General features: G+C 48.1%; 14 protein-coding genes, 6 tRNA genes and 1 rRNA gene. 6 read left to right on the top strand and 15 right to left on the bottom strand.

Annotation, left to right across the window (positions count from 1 at the left end; all coding sequences use genetic code 11):
* Positions 1–86 precede the first annotated feature (86 nt).
* The 6 genes from LGV68_RS18345 to LGV68_RS18320 form a co-directional block, all read right to left on the bottom strand.
* Positions 87–1,802 (bottom strand): ABC transporter ATP-binding protein, encoded by a 1,716-nt coding sequence (locus LGV68_RS18345; RefSeq protein WP_020433571.1) that lies wholly within the window; start codon positions 1,800–1,802, stop codon positions 87–89.
* A gap of 1,141 nt (positions 1,803–2,943) precedes the next feature.
* Positions 2,944–3,020 (bottom strand) — tRNA-Pro (locus LGV68_RS18340).
* 23 nt (positions 3,021–3,043) lie between these two features.
* A tRNA-His gene (locus LGV68_RS18335) sits at positions 3,044–3,119 on the bottom strand.
* Between the two features lie 65 nt (positions 3,120–3,184).
* Positions 3,185–3,261 (bottom strand) — tRNA-Pro (locus tag LGV68_RS18330).
* 5 nt (positions 3,262–3,266) lie between these two features.
* Positions 3,267–3,342 (bottom strand) — tRNA-His (locus LGV68_RS18325).
* A 34-nt stretch (positions 3,343–3,376) separates the two neighbouring features.
* Positions 3,377–3,453 (bottom strand) — tRNA-Arg (locus tag LGV68_RS18320).
* Between the two features lie 292 nt (positions 3,454–3,745).
* On the opposite strand from LGV68_RS18320, the gene LGV68_RS18315 reads away from it, so the two are divergent.
* Positions 3,746–4,153 (top strand): cytochrome c5 family protein, encoded by a 408-nt coding sequence (locus LGV68_RS18315; protein ID WP_032081990.1) that lies wholly within the window; start codon positions 3,746–3,748, stop codon positions 4,151–4,153.
* Between the two features lie 52 nt (positions 4,154–4,205).
* Here the strand turns inward: LGV68_RS18315 and rep are convergent, their stop codons facing one another.
* Positions 4,206–6,221, bottom strand: a complete 2,016-nt coding sequence (rep, locus tag LGV68_RS18310) for a DNA helicase Rep (RefSeq protein ID WP_024374233.1) — start codon at positions 6,219–6,221, stop codon at positions 4,206–4,208.
* A 167-nt stretch (positions 6,222–6,388) separates the two neighbouring features.
* On the opposite strand from rep, the gene LGV68_RS18305 reads away from it, so the two are divergent.
* From LGV68_RS18305 to LGV68_RS18290, 4 genes are all read left to right on the top strand, one after another.
* Positions 6,389–6,967 carry a TetR/AcrR family transcriptional regulator gene (locus LGV68_RS18305; RefSeq protein ID WP_020433568.1) on the top strand — a complete coding sequence of 193 codons (579 nt, stop codon included), beginning with the start codon at positions 6,389–6,391 and terminating at the stop codon, positions 6,965–6,967.
* 18 nt (positions 6,968–6,985) lie between these two features.
* Positions 6,986–8,092: an efflux RND transporter periplasmic adaptor subunit gene (locus LGV68_RS18300; RefSeq protein WP_024374231.1), complete on the top strand. Its 1,107-nt coding sequence runs from the start codon at positions 6,986–6,988 to the stop codon at positions 8,090–8,092.
* 11 nt (positions 8,093–8,103) lie between these two features.
* Positions 8,104–11,226, top strand: coding sequence for a multidrug efflux RND transporter permease subunit (locus LGV68_RS18295; RefSeq protein ID WP_020433565.1), 3,123 nt, complete (start codon positions 8,104–8,106; stop codon positions 11,224–11,226).
* A gap of 122 nt (positions 11,227–11,348) precedes the next feature.
* On the top strand, positions 11,349–11,600 hold the full coding sequence (locus LGV68_RS18290; RefSeq protein WP_024374230.1) for an accessory factor UbiK family protein: 252 nt from the start codon (positions 11,349–11,351) through the stop codon (positions 11,598–11,600).
* Positions 11,601–11,720: 120 nt separating this feature from the next.
* Here LGV68_RS18290 and ilvC read toward each other — a convergent pair whose 3' ends face one another.
* Complete coding sequence (ilvC, locus tag LGV68_RS18285; protein WP_222774337.1) at positions 11,721–13,205, bottom strand: ketol-acid reductoisomerase; 1,485 nt, start codon at positions 13,203–13,205, stop codon at positions 11,721–11,723.
* Positions 13,206–13,341: 136 nt separating this feature from the next.
* Between ilvC and ilvY the strand changes: the two genes are divergently transcribed.
* A complete protein-coding gene (gene ilvY, locus LGV68_RS18280; RefSeq protein WP_024374228.1) occupies positions 13,342–14,235 on the top strand; it encodes an HTH-type transcriptional activator IlvY in 894 nt (297 codons plus the stop codon).
* Positions 14,236–14,331: 96 nt separating this feature from the next.
* On the opposite strand, the gene LGV68_RS18275 is transcribed toward ilvY, so the two are convergent.
* The 7 genes from LGV68_RS18275 to vxrA form a co-directional block, all read right to left on the bottom strand.
* A tRNA-Ser gene (locus LGV68_RS18275) sits at positions 14,332–14,422 on the bottom strand.
* A 102-nt stretch (positions 14,423–14,524) separates the two neighbouring features.
* Positions 14,525–14,640 (bottom strand): 5S ribosomal RNA (gene rrf / locus LGV68_RS18270).
* Between the two features lie 1,023 nt (positions 14,641–15,663).
* Positions 15,664–15,822 (bottom strand): YoaH family protein, encoded by a 159-nt coding sequence (locus LGV68_RS18265; protein WP_020328558.1) that lies wholly within the window; start codon positions 15,820–15,822, stop codon positions 15,664–15,666.
* 41 nt (positions 15,823–15,863) lie between these two features.
* The gene (locus LGV68_RS18260; RefSeq protein ID WP_158126266.1) at positions 15,864–17,036 is read right to left on the bottom strand and encodes a conjugal transfer protein TraF; all 1,173 of its coding nucleotides are present in this window, start codon (positions 17,034–17,036) and stop codon (positions 15,864–15,866) included.
* A gap of 60 nt (positions 17,037–17,096) precedes the next feature.
* Entirely contained in the window at positions 17,097–17,954 is an 858-nt protein-coding gene (locus tag LGV68_RS18255) for a DUF2861 family protein (protein ID WP_252536785.1), read from the bottom strand.
* Between the two features lie 24 nt (positions 17,955–17,978).
* Entirely contained in the window at positions 17,979–18,638 is a 660-nt protein-coding gene (gene vxrB, locus LGV68_RS18250) for a response regulator transcription factor VxrB (protein WP_020328561.1), read from the bottom strand.
* Positions 18,613–20,088: a sensor histidine kinase VxrA gene (vxrA, locus tag LGV68_RS18245; RefSeq protein WP_020328562.1), complete on the bottom strand. Its 1,476-nt coding sequence runs from the start codon at positions 20,086–20,088 to the stop codon at positions 18,613–18,615. Before vxrA ends, vxrB begins: the two co-directional genes overlap by 26 nt.
* Positions 20,089–20,173 lie beyond the last annotated feature (85 nt).

Below are 20,173 nucleotides of genomic sequence, written 5' to 3'. Positions count from 1 at the left end.
CTTATGCGGGAATCCGAATCCCTAGTTGTTGTATTTGCTTCTGTTTATCAATCCCCATCCCGAAGGATGGGTAATCCAGTACGGCTTTAAGCCGTTTTTACATCTTCTCTCAAGCCTGTAAATTCAGGCATCAAGGAAATCAGTTGTTTGCTGTATTCATGCGACGGTGAATTAAAGAGCTGTTCGGTCGGCGCCACTTCCAGCAGCGTCCCCATCTTCATCACACCCACGCGATCACACATCTGGCGAATCACCGGTAAATCGTGACTAATAAACAGCATGGTCAGATTCAGCTCATCCTGAAGATCTTTGAGCAGGTTCAGGATTTGAGCCTGAACCGATACATCCAGCGCCGACGTCGGTTCATCACAGATCAACAGACGTGGACGGGTTGCCAGTGCGCGCGCAATCGAAATACGCTGGCGCTGACCGCCGGAAAATTCGTGCGGGTATTTCACACCCGATTTGCGTCCCAGACCAACGTGATCCAGCAGGTCGCTCACGATTTGACGTGTTTCCGCTTCACTGTTGGTCAGTTTGTGGAAACGAATCGGCTCCGCGATGATGTCAAAAATCTTCATACGCGGGTTCATTGAGGTGTAAGGGTTCTGGAACACCATCTGCATCTGACGACGCATCGGACGGCGTTCTTTCTCTGATTTCAGTGCCGTGAGGTCAATACCTTCAAACGTCACGCGACCATCATTCGGCTCATACAAGCCGGCAATCACTCGGGCAATGGTCGATTTACCTGAACCAGATTCGCCCACCAGACCGAAAGTTTCCCCTTCAAACACGTCAAAACTGACATTGTTTGATGCCTGCACGTATTCACGGCGGCTTTCAAACAGCGAATCTTTGGTCACGAAACGCAGGTTCACGTTTTCCACTTTCAGCAGTGGTCCCGTGTATTTGCGCTGATCCTGACTCTGTCCCAACCAGTGATTCTTGATATCCAGCGTTTTATGTTCAGCAACATCTTCGATGTAGGTGACCAGCGGGAATCGATCCAGTTTGACATCAGAACGTGGTACGGCCGAAATCAGACTGCGGGTGTAAGGATGATCCGGGTCACCCAGCACTTTCGCCGTCGGGCCAAATTCTACCAAGTCACCACGGTACATTACCGCAACACGGTCAGTGACATTCGACACCACACCCATGTCGTGCGTAACCAGCATACAGCCTACATTGTTCTTGATACACAACTCGCGGATCAGGTTCAGAATCTGGTCCTGAATGGACACGTCCAGTGCCGTTGTCGGTTCATCGGCAATGATCAGATCCGGCTCGCCCGCCAGTGCAATCGCAATCACCACGCGCTGACGCATACCGCCCGAGAATTGGTGCGGGTATTGTTTAAGACGGTTTTCCGGTTGAGGAATCCCCACCTGTTTCATCAGAGACAGCGCACGTTGATACGCTTCGTCATCACTCACCTTCATGTTGGCGTGAATGGTCTCTTTGAGCTGCTGCTCAACGGTAAACAGTGGGTTTAGGGAAGTCATTGGATCTTGGAAGATAAAGCCAATTTTAGACCCACGTACAGCACGCATCTTCTCAGCGGACAAGCCGGAGATTTTCTGACCATCAAGAAAAACCTCACCACCAGCGATGGTGCCCGGAGGGCTCAACAAGTCGATGATCGCATTGCCGACGGTCGATTTACCCGCCCCGGACTCGCCCACTACGCCAACGATCTCGCCACGCTCAATGTTGAACGACAGCGATTTTACCGCAGCGTGTACGCCATGACGTGATGGGTATTCAATACGAAGGTTTTTAACTTCTAAAAGTGACATCTAAACCAGACCTCTACTGCTTCGGCAGTTTTCTGCCCTGTCTGCGACTCGGTGCCCACAGCACAAAATGGCGTGGGGGCAACGAGTACAAGTGAATCCATTCTTGCCAGTACATTATTCTGGCAATTTACAAGGTCATCAATTTGGCAAATATTTCACAGAAAAGCAACATTGAGAGGATAAAAAATCGATAACACGCAAAAAGAAAGCAGCATTATCGAATTTTTATGCATTTAAATTACATATATAAATTATTGAATCATTTTTCTGGCACGTAAATTCACACCGATTCATATAGATTTAAACTCTATTTTCTGGTTAAAAACAAAAATTTTGTAAACCAGCATCCGCGCATATTTCTGCACAATCGTCCGACACACCACATTTAACATTAAAGAAACAAGTACCGAGTGAAAACCATTACTTAAGCCAAACAACACTGCATTAAAAACAAAACCCAGTGTTTGAATCTAGTTATAAAAACATAAACAGCATGATTATCGGTCGCTTAATCTCATTAAAAAGCAGGGAAATCACCGCCAGAAAGAAAATTTCACCGCCACTTCGCACAAAATATCCAATTTGAGCTTAGATGCGTTTTTTGAACGCAAAACGCATAAAAACAGAAAGTGTTAAATAAGCCACATAATCAGCAACTTTTAATGACTAGACAAAAACTAACCACTGAAGGGCTGAGTTTATACAGCAGAATTACTCTTATCCGCCGGATTCCGAGCAACCATTAATGATACAAACCATCACGATGAGGAAAACCTTTTCACTGCATGACATATAGTGAGTGAACGCTATCGCGACCCAGTCCAAGCTGGCGATCCGCGGCAAGCACCGGGAGCGCGCACGAAGCGAAATAAAACGTGATATGCGAATCCGTGAAGAAGAAGAAGAAGAAGAAGACGGCAGACATTCCAAAACGTGTCCAAAATGCGATGAAGCCGAGCCCAGAATCCAAACCACAAGTGCAAAAAACGTCATGTCTAACGAAGCCTTAAATGGTAGCTGGTGAAGGGGCATTCGATCGGACTGGCGCTCCAGCCCACGACCTGAGTGTGATGAAAGCGAACTCAGCTCCCAAACCATCAATGCAAAAAAGCCCCGTCATTTCTGACGAGGCTTTGAATGGTGGTCGGTGAAGAGGGATTCGAACCCCCGACCCTCTGGTCCCAAACCAGATGCGCTACCAAACTGCGCTATTCACCGAGCTTTTATTCTTTAGAAAAGAATGGGGTGGCTAACGGGATTCGAACCCGCGACAACCGGAATCACAATCCGGGACTCTACCAACTGAGCTATAGCCACCATCAATTTGTGTAACCGGCTGTTTGCCGAACTAGTCACGCTATCAAAGCCTAACTATTAAATAGTGGTCGGTGAAGAGGGATTCGAACCCCCGACCCTCTGGTCCCAAACCAGATGCGCTACCAAACTGCGCTATTCACCGACGAATGGGGTGGCTAACGGGATTCGAACCCGCGACAACCGGAATCACAATCCGGGACTCTACCAACTGAGCTATAGCCACCACTATAAATTTTACCGATAATTCCTCCGGGAAATGGCGCGCCCGAAAGGATTCGAACCTTCGACCTTTGGCTCCGGAGGCCAACGCTCTATCCAGCTGAGCTACGGGCGCATGCCCTATCGGCGGAGTGGAATAATACGTATATCCCCCTAGGCCGTCTAGTACTTTTTCAACTTTTTTTATCGTTTGACGTCTTTTTCGTCAGTTACTTGCCAATAACCCCACACAAAGGATGTGACTAAGCCCCTGAAGATCGCAACTTGTTGTTTATTGCAACAAGTTATCGGGATATAATCACCCAATATTTACATTGATTTAACAGCCTTGATCGCTATTTAAATCGCCCTACACTAAATAATAATTGGGTAAGCAGCACTTACCTTTGGAATGTAAAGTGAGTTTAATGGATATGTCTCGATCAGTCTTAAGCGTATTGTTCGCTGCACTAACCTTTTCTACTGCAGCTTTTGCCACCAGCCAAGCCGATTACGACGCTATTGCCGAGCGCATCAAACCGGTTGGTGATGTGTATCTGGCCGGTAGCGAGCCGGTTGTGGCTGAACCAACCGGACCACGTGATGGCGCTAAAGTTTACGGCACATTTTGTATCGCCTGTCACGCATCTGGAGTAAACGGTGCACCGAAAGCGGGTAATGCAGCCGATTGGGGCCCTCGTATCGCCCAAGGTAAAGATGTTCTGAAAAACCATGCTCTGAATGGCTTTAACGCAATGCCACCAAAAGGCACCTGTATGGATTGTTCAGACGATGAAATCGTTGCAGCCATTGAGCATATGATTGAAGGCTTGTAAGCAAACCGGACACAAAAAAGGCTTGGGAATCCCAGGCCTTTTTTATTGGGCGCTATTTCTTGAACATCGCCCGAATGTTGGCAATGTGAGCCTGACCTTTGGCCATACGCTCTTCCTGTGAAAGCGGCTTTTTCTTTATTTCCCACTCCACATCATCATACGGCAGCTCGTCCAAAAAGCGGCTTTGTGTCGGCTTGAGTAACTCACCAAACTGGCGACGCTCTTTACACATAATAAAAGTCAGTTCACGCTGGGCGCGAGTGATGCCTACGTACATCAGACGGCGCTCTTCCTCAACGTTGTCTTCATCAATGCTGGTTTGATGGGGCAAGATGCCCTCTTCCGCCCCAATCAGGTACACGTAAGGAAACTCCAGACCTTTGGATGCATGCAGCGTCATCAGTTGTACCGCATCACTATCATCATCTTCTTCGCCACGTTCCATCATGTCGCGCAATGTCAGGCGCTGTACCACCTCTTTGAGGGTTTTCTCTTCCTGGTCATAGTTATCGCCTTCCAAATCCGACACGATCCACGAATACAGGTCAGAGACGTTTTTCATCCGCATCTCTGCCGCTTTAGCGCTGGACGAGGTTTCATACAACCAGTCTTCGTAATTGATGTCACGCACCAATGAGCGTACCGCGTCCACGGTATTACCCCGTTCGGCATTGTCAGCAATGGCGACCAGCCATTGAGTAAAGCGGCGCAAATTCTCCAAACCACGGCCGGAAAGGTGCTGTTCCAAGCCCAACTCAAAACTGCACTCAAACAAGCTTTTGCCACGCATGTTGGCATAACTGCCGAGCTTTTCCAGTGTCGCCGGACCGATTTCCCGACGCGGCGTATTGACGATACGCAGAAACGCATTGTCGTCATCCGGATTCACCAGCACCCGCAGGTAAGCCATGATGTCTTTGATTTCTGCGCGCGCAAAAAACGATGTTCCGCCGGAGAGCTTGTAAGGCACCCGGTTCTGCATCAAGGATTTCTCAATCAGACGTGACTGGTGGTTACCACGGTACAAAATGGCGTAGTCACGATACTCAGTACGATTCAGGAACTTGTGCGCGATGATCTCAGCAGTGACTTTTTCCGCCTCATGATCTTCGTTGTTGGCCAGGATCACTTTGAGTTTTTCGCCATCCGGGATCTCGGAAAACAGCGACTTGTCGTACACGTGCGGGTTGTTGGCAATCAGAATGTTCGCGGCACGCAGAATACGACTGGTTGAACGGTAGTTCTGCTCCAGCTTGATTAAGCGTAAATTCGGAAAATCCTGACCGAGCAACACCAAGTTCTGCGGTTTCGCGCCACGCCAGGAGTAAATCGATTGGTCATCATCGCCCACCACCGTCAAACGGCCACGCTCACCCACCAACAGTTTCACCAGTTCATACTGGCTGGAGTTGGTATCCTGATATTCATCCACCAGCAAATAGCGAATGCGATTGCGCCAACGCTGACGCACCTCTTCATTGGCGCGCAGCAGGAGTACAGGCATCAAAATCAAATCGTCAAAATCCAGCGCATTATAAGCCTGCATCTGTTTTTGATACATTTCATAGCAGAACGCGAATAGCTGCTGCTGTTCACCCAGTGCCTGAGCTTTGGCCTGATCGGGCGACAGCATGTCGTTCTTCCAATTCGAGATGGTGCTCGTCAGTTGGCGCAGCAAATCTTTGTCGCCATCAAGCTGTTTTTCCGTCAGCTCTTTAAGCAGCGCCAACTGGTCTTGATCGTCAAACAACGAGAAGCCGGCTTTCAAGCCCAGCTGTTTGTATTCACGGCGAATGATGTTCAACCCCAGCGTGTGAAACGTTGACACCATCAGACCACGGGATTCGGCTTTACCCAATGTCTGCCCCACCCGCTCTTTCATTTCACGGGCCGCTTTATTGGTAAATGTTACCGCGGCAATATTGCGCGCTTTGTAGCCGCATTGCTGAACCAAATAGGCAATTTTATTGGTGATCACCCGGGTTTTACCCGAGCCAGCACCCGCCAGTACCAGGCACGGGCCGGATACGTATTTCACGGCTTCATCTTGTCTTGGATTCAGCTTCATATTGCTCTCTGGTCTGTGTATTCAAGGCGCTAATGATAATGCCCGTTGGCGCCGCTTTCCACCCAAAGAAAAATCATTATTTACATTTTTACTGCACAAGTGTGTTGCAAAAATGCCTACGTTATAAGCTATAATGTGTGAACGTTCATTCACCGCGGAGTTTTTCTGTGCCCGATCAACAAGCTGACAAACGTCTGGCGATCATTGAATCAGCGGAAACCTTGATTGCAGAACTGGGGTTTCGCGGTTTATCGATGCACAAACTGGCCCAGAAAGCCGGGGTCGCAGCGGGAACGTTGTATCGCTACTTTGATGATAAGGAACATCTGCTCCTGGAAGTGCGTTTACATGTCAGCCGCCGTATTGCGGAGGCTGTGCAGGCGAATGTCAGTGATGACATGCCGCTGAAACAGCGCTTTCGTACCATGTGGCTGAACATCTGGAGCTTGGCTAGTTCCGACGGCGATCTGATTTGCAACCGACTTCAATATGAATCACTACCCACAACAACGGGTTGCAATACCAGGGAACTTGAGAGGAAAATGTTTACCAAAGTCGATTTGCTGTTTGACCAAGGTAAAAATCAAGGCTTATTCAAACCACTGGATAATCAAATTCTGGCGGCGTTAAGTTTTGAAACGACTGTCGTTCTGGCACAAAAACATGTGTCGGGGCTGTATCAACTGGACAATGACCAACTGCAAGCCGTCATTGAAGCCAGCTGGGACGCAATCATTCAACACTAATTTGGGGTTCTCACGAGAATGAAAAAGTGGACATTCTTCATGATACTTATCGTGATTCTGCTGTTTGGCAGCGTGATAGGTTTCAATCTGTTTAAGCAAAAGAAAATTGCTGAATACATGGCTAATCGTCCGGAAGCGGAATTTCCCGTGACGGTAACCGAAGTGAAGCCCGTGGACTGGGTTCCGGTCATTGAAGCGATCGGCTTTATCGAGCCTAATCAAGGCGTCACCCTGACGACTGAAACCAGCGGCGTGATCGATAAAATTGCTTTCGAATCAGGCGCGCAAGTTCAGCAGGATCAGCCGCTGGTGCTGCTGGATTCAGAAGTGGAAAAAGCCAACCTGAAAAGCTCACAAGCTCGTTTGCCGGCCGCCAAAGCCAAATATGAGCGTTATAAAGGTTTGTATACTAAAGGCTCAATTTCTAAAGAATCTTTCGATGAAGCCGAAGCAAACTACTACTCACTGTCTGCAGACATTGAGAGCCTGAAAGCCTCGATTGCGCGTCGTGAAATCAAAGCACCATTTGCGGGCGTAGTGGGTATTCGTAATGTGTATCTGGGTCAGTACCTGCAACCGGGCACAGACATTGTGCGCCTGGAAGATACCAGCGTCATGCGTTTGCGTTTTACCGTGCCACAAACAGATATCTCGCGCATTTCCATCGGTCAGGAAGTCGACATCGCCGTGGATGCTTACCCGCAAACCACATTCCGCGGTTCGATCACCGCGATTGAGCCAGCAGTCAGCGTGCAAAGTGGTCTGATTCAGGTTCAAGCCGACATTCCGAACAGCGACGGTAAACTGCGCAGCGGTATGTTCGCGCGTGCCAACATCATTCTGCCGAAACTGGACAACCAGGTCACTCTGCCACAAACCGCCATCACCTTTACTCTCTACGGTAACAATGTGTTTATTGTCACTGAAGAAGAGGGTGTGCAACGCGTGCAACAGCACGTGGTGAAAGTCGGTGAACGCACTGAGGATATCGCCCACATTCTTGAAGGTGTAAAACCGGGTGATATGGTCGTGACCTCTGGTCAGGTTCGTTTAAGTAATGGCGCGAAAGTTCGCATTGTGGAAAGTGATGCCACTACGCCACCTGCTGAAACCCCAATGCTGTAAGCGGAGGACGTATGCGCTTTACTGATGTTTTTATTAAACGTCCGGTACTCGCGGTTTCGATCAGCTTTTTGATCGCCCTGCTTGGTTTGCAGGCCGTGTTCAAAATGCAGGTCAGTGAATATCCGGAAATGACCAATACGGTGATCACCGTCAGCACCAGCTACTACGGTGCGAGTGCCGACCTGATTCAAGGCTTTATTACCCAGCCGTTGGAACAGGCGGTTGCTCAGGCGGACAATATCGACTACATGACATCGCAGTCGGTTTTGGGTACTTCGAAGATCACGGTCAACATGAAACTCAACACCGATCCGAATGCGGCGTTGTCGGATGTATTGGCCAAAACCAACTCGGTGCGCTCTCAGCTTCCAAAAGAAGCGGAAGACCCGACGGTGACGATGTCGACCGGTTCCACAACGGCGGTACTCTACATCGGTTTTACCAGTCATGAACTGGACTCAAGCCAGATCACCGATTACCTGCAACGCGTGATCAACCCTCAGTTGTACTCGATTAACGGCATTTCCAGCATCGACCTGTACGGTGGGATGAAATACGCCCTGCGCGTGTGGCTGGATCCGGCCAAGATGGCGGCTTTCAACCTGACGGCCACCGATGTCATGGGCGTACTGAGCGCGAACAACTACCAATCGGCCACCGGTCAGGCGGTAGGCGAATTCGTGCTGTTTAACGGCAGCGCGGATACTCAGGTATCGAACGTCGATGAACTGAAAAATCTGGTGGTGAAAAACGAAAATGGCAGTGTCACTCGCCTGAGCGACATCGCCAACGTAACTCTGGCCAAGAGCCACGATACCTACCGCGCGAGTGCGAACGGTCAGGAAGCGGTGGTTGCAGCGATTAACGCCGCACCAAGTGCTAACCCGATCAACATCGCGAAAGATGTGCTCGACATTTTGCCGGAACTGAAACGCAACATGCCAAGCAACATCTCGATGAACGTGATGTATGACTCGACGGTAGCGATCAACGAATCGATTCACGAGGTCATCAAAACCATCGTCGAAGCGGCCGTGATCGTACTGGTGGTGATCACGCTGTTCCTTGGTTCGTTCCGCGCCGTTATCATTCCTATCGTCACCATTCCGCTGTCGCTGATTGGTGTCGCGATGGTGATGCAGGCAATGGGTTTCTCCTGGAACCTGATGACGCTGCTGGCAATGGTACTCGCCATCGGTCTGGTGGTGGATGATGCGATCGTGGTACTGGAAAACGTTGACCGCCATATTAAAGAGGGCGAATCACCGTTCCGTGCCGCCATCATTGGTACGCGTGAAATCGCCGTTCCGGTTATCGCGATGACGCTGACGCTGGGTGCGGTATACGCGCCAATCGCGCTGATGGGCGGTATTACCGGCTCGCTGTTTAAAGAGTTTGCCCTCACGCTGGCAGGTTCGGTGTTTGTGTCCGGTATCATCGCCCTGACTCTGTCGCCAATGATGTGTTCAAAAATGCTCAAAGCGAATGAAAAACCCAATCGCTTTGAACAGAAAGTACACCATGTACTGGATAAGATGACCAACCGTTACGAGAAAATGCTTGGCGCGGTAATGCAACATCGTCCGGTGGTGATTGCGTTTGCAATCATCGTATTTGGCAGCCTGCCGGTACTGTTCAAGTTCATCCCAAGTGAACTGGCACCGTCGGAAGATAAAGGCGTGGTCATGCTGCTCGGTACCGGTCCTTCTAACGCGAACCTGGATTACCTGTCTAACACCATGGCGGACGTGAACAAGATTCTGTCCGATCAGCCAGAAGTGCAATTTGCGCAGGTCTTTACCGGGGTGCCGGATTCCAACCAGGCATTTGGTATCGCTTCGATGGTCCCTTGGAGCCAGCGTGAAGCAAGCCAGGCAGAAGTGACCACACGCGTGGGTAACTTGGTGAAAGACATTCCGGGTATGGCCGTAACCGCATTCCAGATGCCTGAATTGCCAGGTGCGGGTTCGGGTCTGCCAATCCAGTTTGTCATTACCACTCCGAATGCGTTTGAGAGCCTGTTTACCATTGCGACCGACGTGCTGACCGAAGTGCAGAGTAGCCCACTGTTCGTGTATTCGAACCTGGACCTGAACTACGATTCCGCAACGATGAAAATCAACATCGATAAAGACAAAGCGGGTGCGTATGGCGTCACCATGCAGGATATCGGTGTCACGTTGGGAACTATGATGGCGGACGGTTACGTCAACCGTATCGACCTGAACGGTCGCTCGTACGAAGTGATCCCACAGGTCGAGCGTAAATGGCGTCTGAACCCGGAATCGATGAACAACTACTATGTTCGCGGCGCCGATGGTAAAGCCGTCCCTCTGGGCAGCCTGATCAGCATTGACGTGATTGCAGAGCCACGCGCACTGCCACACTTCAACCAGCTGAACTCGGCGACAGTGGGTGCCGTGCCTTCACCGGGTACAGCCATGGGTGATGCTATCAACTGGTTTGAAAACATCGCTGAGACCAAACTGCCGAAAGGCTACAACCACGACTACATGGGCGAAGCTCGTCAGTACGTGACCGAAGGCAGCGCGCTGTACGCGACGTTTGGTCTGGCACTGGCGATCATCTTCCTGGTTCTGGCGATTCAGTTTGAATCTCTTAAAGACCCAATCGTGATCATGGTGTCGGTACCACTCGCCATCTGTGGCGCGTTGATCGCGCTGGCTTGGGGCATGGCGACGATGAACATCTACTCACAAGTCGGTTTGATTACTCTGGTCGGCCTGATCACTAAACACGGTATTCTGATCTGCGAAGTGGCCAAAGAAGAGCAGTTACACAATAAGCTCAGCCGCATTGATGCCGTAATGGCCGCTGCGAAAGTGCGTTTGCGTCCGATTCTGATGACCACAGCCGCGATGATTGCTGGTCTGATCCCGTTGATGTACGCCACTGGTGCAGGTGCGGCGCAGCGCTTCAGTATTGGTATCGTTATCGTCGCTGGTCTGGCGATCGGTACGATCTTTACGTTGTTCGTACTGCCCGTGATTTACAGCTATCTGGCTGAAAAACACAAGCCACTGCCGGTGTTTGTCGAAGACAAAGACCTGGAGAAGCTGGCCCGTGTCGATGAAGCCAAAGCAGCGCACCGCCAATTGGCTGAGAATAAGTAAACCAATAAAGAGTTTCTGACTCACAAAAGGTCACTTCGGTGGCCTTTTTTATTGTCGCAATTAACGACATTGCACGGTGAATTGCATAGAATGAGCGGAATAAATATAGGAGTGAAGAACGAATGTTTGATCCAAAGAAACTTGAGCAAATTGCCAAACAGATTCACGAATCTATGCCTCAGCCAGTGAAAGACCTGGGGGCGGATGTGGAACAGAAAGTACGTCAGGTTATTCAGGGACAACTGAACAAACTGGACGTGGTCAGCCGCGAAGAGTTCGATGTGCAGACTCAAGTTCTGCTGCGTACGCGCCAGAAGCTAACCGAGATGGAAGCCAAACTGGCGGAGCTTGAAGCGAAACTGGCTGACAAATAAGCAGCGCCCCCTGCTTTGCGGGTGGTTGATTGAATATATAAAGGGCTTAGTCTTGCGACTAAGCCCTTTTTCTTTTTTATGTTGTTGTGTTTGCTTTTGTAATTCTTTTAAGCCGAGTGATTAATCACCTACCGCGATGCGCTTCATGTCTTTCATGTAGCCACGCAGTTCTTCACCGATGTATTCCACTGGGTGATTACGGATGATGCTGTTCACTTCGATCAGAGTGGCATTGTCCACCTGATTAGATGTTTCGCCCAGACCTTTACCAATCACGTCAGTACCCACGTTCGGCATGAATTTTTCGCGCAGTAGCGGAGTCGCTACGTTAGCGAATAGGTAGTTACCGTACTCAGCAGTATCAGAGATAACCACGTTCATTTCGTACAAACGCTTACGAGCGATGGTATTAGCGATCAGCGGCAGTTCATGCAGTGATTCATAGTACGCAGACTCGTCAATGATGCCTGATGCGGTCATTGCTTCAAATGCCAGTTCAACCCCAGCGCGAACCATCGCGATCATCAGAATGCCGTTATCAAAGTATTCTTGTTCAGCAATCTTCACATCCGTTGCCGGGTAGTTTTCAAACGCCGTTTCCGCCGTTTCTGCACGCCAGCCCAGTAGGTTCACGTCATCGTTCGCCCAGTCTGCCATCATCGTGCTGGAGAAGTGACCAGAGATGATGTCATCCATGTGTTTGTTATACAGAGGACGCAGCAGATCTTTCAGCTCCTCAGACAGTTCAAACGCTTTAATTTTCGCTGGGTTAGACAGGCGATCCATCATGTGCGTGATGCCGCCGAACTTCAGCGCTTCAGTTACGGTTTCCCAACCAAACTGCAGCAGTTTACCTGCGTAACCTGGTTCGATACCGTCAGCAATCATTTTCTCGTAACATACGATAGAACCCGCTTGCAGCATGCCACACAGGATAGTCTGTTCACCCATCAGGTCAGATTTCACTTCCGCCACGAAAGACGATTCCAGACAGCCAGCACGGTGACCACCCGTCGCCGCAGCCCATGCTTTCGCGATGTCCCAACCTTCACCTTTTGGATCGTTTTCTGGGTGAACCGCAATCAGTGTCGGAACACCAAAGCCACGTTTGTACTCTTCACGAACCTCAGTACCCGGACATTTAGGTGCCACCATAACCACGGTCAGGTCTTTACGAATTTGCATGCCTTCTTCAACAATGTTGAAGCCGTGTGAGTAACCCAGAGCAGCGCCTTCTTTCATCAGAGGCATAACCGTCTCTACAACGTTTGAGTGCTGTTTATCCGGAGTCAGGTTAACCACCAGGTCAGCTTGTGGGATCAGATCTTCATAGCTGCCAACCACAAAACCGTTGTCTTTGGCGTTCTTGTAGGACTGACGCTTTTCATCGATGGCTGCTTGGCGCAGAGCATAAGAAACATCCAGACCAGAGTCACGCATGTTCAGACCTTGGTTCAGGCCTTGAGCACCACAACCTACGATGACGACTTTCTTGCCTTTGAGGTAATCTGCTTCTGTTGCAAATTCTTCACGTGCCATAAAGCGGCAGCGGCCAAGTTGGTCTAATTGCTCGCGCAGGTTTAGCGTATTGAAATAGTTAGCCATGAGGGTGCTCCTTTATCGTTATTCCATCAGGTCGGTGGCTCTGCACCGAATGAATTCATACTAAAACAGACAGCAAGTTGCTTAAAGTGATATATTCACAATTAGTTATTGCAATTAATGCAACATGCGAGTGCACATGAACATTAAAACCTTACAACTGTTTCTCCACCTTTGCGACAGTATGAATTTCAGCAAAACCGCCACTGCGATGCACGTCAGTCCCTCGGCGCTCAGTCGCCAGGTACAGAAACTGGAAGAAGAGATTGGTCACGTCCTGTTTGTCCGCGACAACCGCAGCGTCGAGCTGACACCAGCGGGCAGCAAGTTACTACCAGTCGCGATGCGCATGATCAATGAGTGGCGCCAGTTTCAGTCGCAACTCAACGATCAGGAAGCAGAGCTAAAAGGAGAGATTCGTCTGTTCTGTTCCGTCACCGCCAGCTACAGCCACTTACCTGAACTGCTCAATGCTTTTCGCCTCAAACACCCTTATATTGAATTCAAACTGCTGACTGGCGATCCAGCACAAGCGATCGATAAAATTCTTAACGACGAAGCGGACATTGCGATTTCCGCGATGCCAGAAAGTCTGCCATCCCGAGTTGAATTTGAAACGATCAGCGAAATCCCATTGTCGGTGATCGCGCCTATTGGTATCAGTAGCTTTGTCGAAGAAATACAAAAAGAGCACCCAGACTGGACGCAAGTACCCTTTATTGTTCCTGAAGCCGGGACCGCGCGGGACCGCGCCAACGCTTGGTTTAAAAAGATGAAGATTAAGCCCAGCATCTATGCACAGATCGCGGGCCATGAAGCGATCGTCAGTATGGTCGCTCTGGGATGTGGCGTCGGAATTGCGCCGGATGTGGTGATCAACAACAGCCCAGTGCGAGAGAAAGTACAACGCCTCTCCTTTTCACCGATCAAGCCATTCAAACTCGGAGTGTGCTGTAAGCGTTCACAGCTCGATGATCCGTTGGTCAGAGCGTTGTGGCGAGTGGTGTCATCCAAACGCAGTATCGTTGACTGAACGTTCTAGCCGCCATCACCGCGGCTTTTTTACAATGTATTTTCATCAGGACAAATAGCAAAAAACCCGCTGATTGCTCAGCGGGTTTTTTAATAGTGGCGGAGAGATAGGGATTTGAACCCTAGGTACGCTATTAACGTACGCCGGTTTTCAAGACCGGTGCTTTCAACCACTCAGCCATCTCTCCACAAATTGTCACTAAAAATCGAGTCTTATACTTACGATGCTGGATATTTAGCTGTGCTCTCAGACTATTCAATTTAGATGGATATCTGAAAACGATATTAAAGCCTGGCGATGTTCTACTCTCACATGGGGAAACCCCACACTACCATCGACGCTGTTTCGTTTCACTTCTGAGTTCGGAATGGAATCAGGTGGGTCCAAAACGCTATGGTCGCCAAGCAAATTCTTAAAATTCGGAAAGCTGTTTTCGTTCTCACAACAGACAATAAACAGCAAGTTAGGCATTTTCACTATATTAGTAATTTGTGATGAACTTAAAAGATGCCTACTCGTTGCGTATTGGTTATTCATTCAGGAATGAAATTGATTTTACATAAACCATAATAATGCGCACTGAAATGGTGACGCTTTAACCTCGGTCGCATACAGCGCAAAACTGCTCGTTTCCACCAAAGTGTTTGTTAATCTGCTGTCGCATTTCTCTACGGTTTTACTGCTTGATCATTTCGTCGCTACACTTTCATGCTGTGTGCAAATAATGTTCGTCCGTGATGCGAGTTGCCACATGCTTCATCATGGCGTTGAGCATTCCAAGTAACTAACTCTATGGTTCGACGTTCGCTGACTGTTCAATCGATGACAGAGAAATTACTCCGGTTTAAACCGCGTTTTGTCCGCTGCCAGTCATGCCTAAACGCGCGTTTTTAACCACATCCAAATTCCAAATACTGAATGACACTTGAAATCTTTCTCCGTTGCCATTCACGCGCCATCAAATTAAGACAGAAGCACTCACCATGTTTCAAGCCTTCTCCATCTGCGCGATAAGCACACGAATCTTAATCAAGTGACGTTGTCACCTGGTGTGTTTTATGCTGTATTGCGCTTGTCATTAGCGACCAAATCAAATCTTGATGCGATACCTTTCGATTGGCGGTTGGATCGATTGTCATTTCTTCCATGTTTAATTCAATGATTGTTACTACGGTGGATATGACGACAGTGAGTAATCACACCGTAACGCATTAGGATAATAAACTGGCTTTTATTTTGAGTGTAATTTGATGTGTAATAAAATTACAAAATAGTGAAAACTAACCCTTGTATTAGGACTTTATCCTGTCGTAAGTGATTGTTATAAATTGATTTATTTTGGTTTCTTGGTGTTTTTGGTGGAATTATTGATTTGAAGCGTGACTTGTAAGTCTAAATGAAAGGCAAAAAAAAGAGCACTTACGTGCCCTATTCTTTGGTTTGTTGCTCTGTTTGTTGTTGTCTTATTTCTTGAGCAACGATTTTTATTGCTTCTGCAGTGCTGATTCCTTGCGCCATAAGCGCCTGAATCTTTTCTACTGCCGCCTGCTGTTCGGCGTGAGAAAGAGTTGGTATATCGTCAAACATAAAAAAGGCTCCTTTTAAGGAGCCCAACTATAGTGTTTCGCTTAATAACTCGCAAGGAAGTTTACGTAAGCACCCATTGCTTGTTCATTGGTGTAACTTGCGCCAATGTCTAATTGGAATAGGTTGAGTGGCGAAATACCCACACCAGCCGTTACCGTCCCTTCACTACCGCTGTAGGCCAGATTTTTGTAATAACCAGCACGCAGTTTTAGCTGGCGTAGTAAATCAATTTCACCACCGACACGAATCATTTGCGTGTTGTCAGCAAAATTTTTGTAACGCTCGTCTTCGTTGAGATCGTAGTCCACGCTCAGAGTGACATAGTCGGCAACCAAACCGGCACCAACTGTGTACTGTGGACGAATCTGATAGGAGTACTGCAGATTGGGATTGCCTGAAACTTTTGACGCTACGGTTTTGGTTTCAATGTCTCGACTGATCAAGTTGGTTGCTGCAAAACCGATTCGAAATGGGCCATAGAACCACAAGGCACCAGCATCAATATTGAACGTTGTTTCGCCCGTGCTGTTTTCGCGAAGATCTTTAAAGTCATAATCGCTGATGCTGGCTTCATACACGTATGTGTAGATACGTTGCAATTTCGGGCTGATACCAAACGAAAGATGCTGTCCCATAAAGGTTTGATATTTGGCTAATGAAATCCCTACTTCGGTCACAGCGACAGATACCGCATTAACGGTACTGTTCTGGGCTTTTTCGAACGTACACTCGTCGGAGCCTTCGCTATAACTTGGGCAACTATCGGCAATATTGGTGGTTGCAAATGATTCAGTGTAAGCCTTACCAAAGATGTTCATGGCCAGATATTGGTTTGGAATACCAAATGCCACCACGCCACCAAGATGTGCGCTTAGAACATCGCCACTGACGTCATTCATTGCACTCTGTAGTTCGTCGACTCGAGAAACGTCATTGCTATCGAGAATGCTTGAGATCTGATCAAGGCCGTCGACCATTTTATCTGGGTCATTATACGAACCACCGATACTTGGCAGGATCATACCGGCATCGTCATTGCGGCGGTATATTGCAACAATCGCTGGGTTGTAGAAAGGAGCTGTCAGATAGTTTGCTGATACGACACCAACACCACCCATTGCATCACCGCGAGCTTCGACGGCGTAGTTGGCTGCGAAAGCACTTGGTGCTGCCAATGCGACAGACAGTGCGAGAAGTTTGATTTTATTATTCATGCCGATATAAACCGTAAGTTCCGTTTCGTTTTATAACGGCATATTGTCCATTATCTTTAGTTATTCCTCTAGCGAAACGTCATATGTTTTGCTGATAACTTGAGATTGCTCAATGGTGATTGGCCCTTGCCAACGTTGATGGGTCATCGAGATTGCCAATACATAGCGATCGGACGGCAAATTATTTAGCCCTAGCGATGTCGGGTAATCCGATTCGTAACTCTGGCTCCAAATTTCCTTATATTTGCCGTCTACGTAATCAAAGACCGACACGCCAAGTTTTGGTAGTGGACAGAATCGATTTAGGAGTGCATTTTTCTCCACAATCCACTGATCTTTGGATGCCCAGCGAACAGTTTGCTTCGCTTTGGGTTCACCAAATATAATCCACGCGCTCCAGGATTCTTGATCACTCGCCGTAATATCCAGTCGGTACAAGCCCATACTTAGCTTAGTATTCAAGTTGTAACGTTTAAGATAGGAAATGGTTGAGCTAGTGACGTTGTCACTATCGGTTTTGGTGAGCGTACTGTCTGTGGATAACGGTTTATCTACCCACTGAGTGAGTCGAATGTCAGAAATATTCTTTTTGGTTTTCGCGTCAATAATTACCTGATAGGCGTCTCGACCAGGGCTTTGTATGTCGACCCGACGAATAAGAACAGACTTAATCCACTCTGGGAAAGGTTTGGAATCGAGTCCTTTTCCACAATCGACAGTCAGTGACTGAACTAACAGATCGTTCAGATGTGCAGTTATGCTTTTGTTGTGCTCCAACTGCCACACCTCAACTAAGGAAGCGAACATGCTTTCCAAGTCGTTGTTGAGCAAATGTTGGTGTGCTTGGGTTAATGGCGTGTTTTTCTCAAACCATTCGACCGCTTGTGTAGATAAGGGCACGCATAATAGCGTGCCCATTAACAATGCTGATTTCCGCATTCGTTACGCTTTCATCTTATAACCGACACCACGTAGGGTTTCGATTTCCAGACCGGGCAACTTTTGGCGCAACTGAAGTACGTGAGTATCTACAGTACGGGTTGTTGGGAAATGGTTGTAACCCCAAACGTGGTCCAGCAGCTCGTCACGGGTAAATACACGGCCTAAATTGCTTGCCAAAAACAGCAATAGATCGAATTCAGTACGAGTTAGTGTTACCGATTCGCCGTTGAAATAGACTTCACGTGTTGCTTTATCAATCGTCAGGTTCTCGGTGACCACTTTGCTGTCGTCCTGATCTTCATTTTCAGGCGAACGAAGCTGAGCGCGCACGCGTGCAAAGAGTTCTGCTTCGGCAAAAGGTTTAGTCAGGTAATCATTCGCACCTGCGTCCAGACCTGTTACTTTATCTTTAACCGTCACCAATGCAGTCAAAAGAATCACAGGGACATCTTTCAGTTTTTTCCAATCAGCCAAGTGCTGTACTGAATCACCATCAGGTAGCTGGCGGTCCAGAATCACTAAATCCGCTTTCTCCCAGTATTGCTTTACACCAGCAATCGTTTCTGCATGTAAACAGTCATATCCTGCTTGCTCCAAACTAACCAGAAGTCCGTCAGCTAGGTTTTTATCATCTTCAACGAGAAGCAATGTCTGTTTCACAGGGTATCTCCAATATAAAAGTGGTCGGCGGTCCAACAAGGGTCATTGTTCCCCCCATTCTTCCGACCATCGATTCTACTATAGTTAAGCCAAGTCCTAAGCCACTTTTACTGACAAATGGCTTGCGTAAATGACGCCAATCCTTGTTTGTAAGCGTTCCTTGGTCCGTAACCTTAATTGTGACAGCGTTAGATTTTGTTGTTACTTCTAGTGTCACTGGAGCAACGCCGTATTTCACCGCGTTGCGTATTAAATTATCTACACAGGTTCCTAGCCAGTAGACATTGAGTTTGGCCGCTATGTCTTTGTCTATTTTAAGTTCTACGGGATCTACGAACTCTTCTTCAACTTTGTATCTTAACCACTCTTCAACCGACGGAACCCAGTCTGTTGCAAGAGGTTTGTTATCGGATTGCAAATAATCTTTGCTTGCTTCCGCTAATTGACGTAATCGGCGTGAATCTTCACACAGTCTACGGAACTCATCGTATACAGACTCAGGCAAATGTTCAAATTCGCGACGAAATCCTTCTACGGTCAATGAGAGACTTGCGATCGGTGTACGCAGCTCATGAGTCAGAATTTGCAGGATGAGCATTCGGCTCTTCATTTCCTGACGCTTTGAATTCCAACGATAAATTGACCAGCCAAGTACCAAGAGTATGTTGGCAATGACTAGGGCAACCATGCTGATACGCAGCAAGTCAGAATGGTCTTCTATATCCCAACAAATGTTACCACGCTGTACGAAACAGGTGCTTTCTGAGGTTGCGATACTGTAGGAAAGCCCCGCTTTGCTTGCGTTACGGTTCCAAGTCTCTTCGTCGAAAACGTAATATTCGTCCCCTTTTCTCAGCCAAAGTTCCGTATCGTCACCAAACATTACCGCGCCAGCGATTAACGCGGTCATGGTATCTTCATTCATACTTTGCAAGCGGCCTAACAATGAATCTTTCGCTGCTTTCGGGCGTTCCTGAATATGCATGTATTGCTGCAACTCATTCAGTTTGTCCGGGTGCATCTCAGCATATCGTGAAGCATAAGTGCCTCCGCCTGGATGGATCAACGCACTTCTTGCAAACCAACGCATCGGCAGTTGGGTACCTTTACATATGGCACGTGTAAACACTAAAGGTTCAGTTACCAGCGGGTTCAGCGGCAGTTTACCGGTACAGGTTTGAGCCAGACTATAAAGTTGCTGGATATCTTTTAATGGATACGCTGATGTTTGCGGCAGCATGCTGTCTGGGGTCAGCAAACGTGTTGGATAATCATTCTGAATGCCGCGAATGTCGTAGGAGACCGCCGCCGATTTGTAGTCAAATAGCGATACGAACAGATCTATGCGCTCAGGCAGAGAATCCGCGTATGAGGAGGATGTGGTAAACAGCCCTACAACGACTAGGGTTCTTAGTATCGCTTTAATCAATTTGAATCTTCGGCAGATCATAGGGTTACAAAACTATAACGTATTATCCTAGAAAGATACATTTGGCTTGTTATATTGCTGTCAATAATGCATCAACGAAAAATAA

It is taken from the genome of Vibrio sp. LQ2, assembly GCF_023920125.1.
In the GTDB taxonomy this organism is placed as follows: Bacteria; Pseudomonadota; Gammaproteobacteria; order Enterobacterales; family Vibrionaceae; genus Vibrio; species Vibrio fluvialis.
The sequence above is the reverse complement of the archived record's forward strand: the minus strand, read 5'-3'. Positions and strand labels throughout refer to the sequence as shown.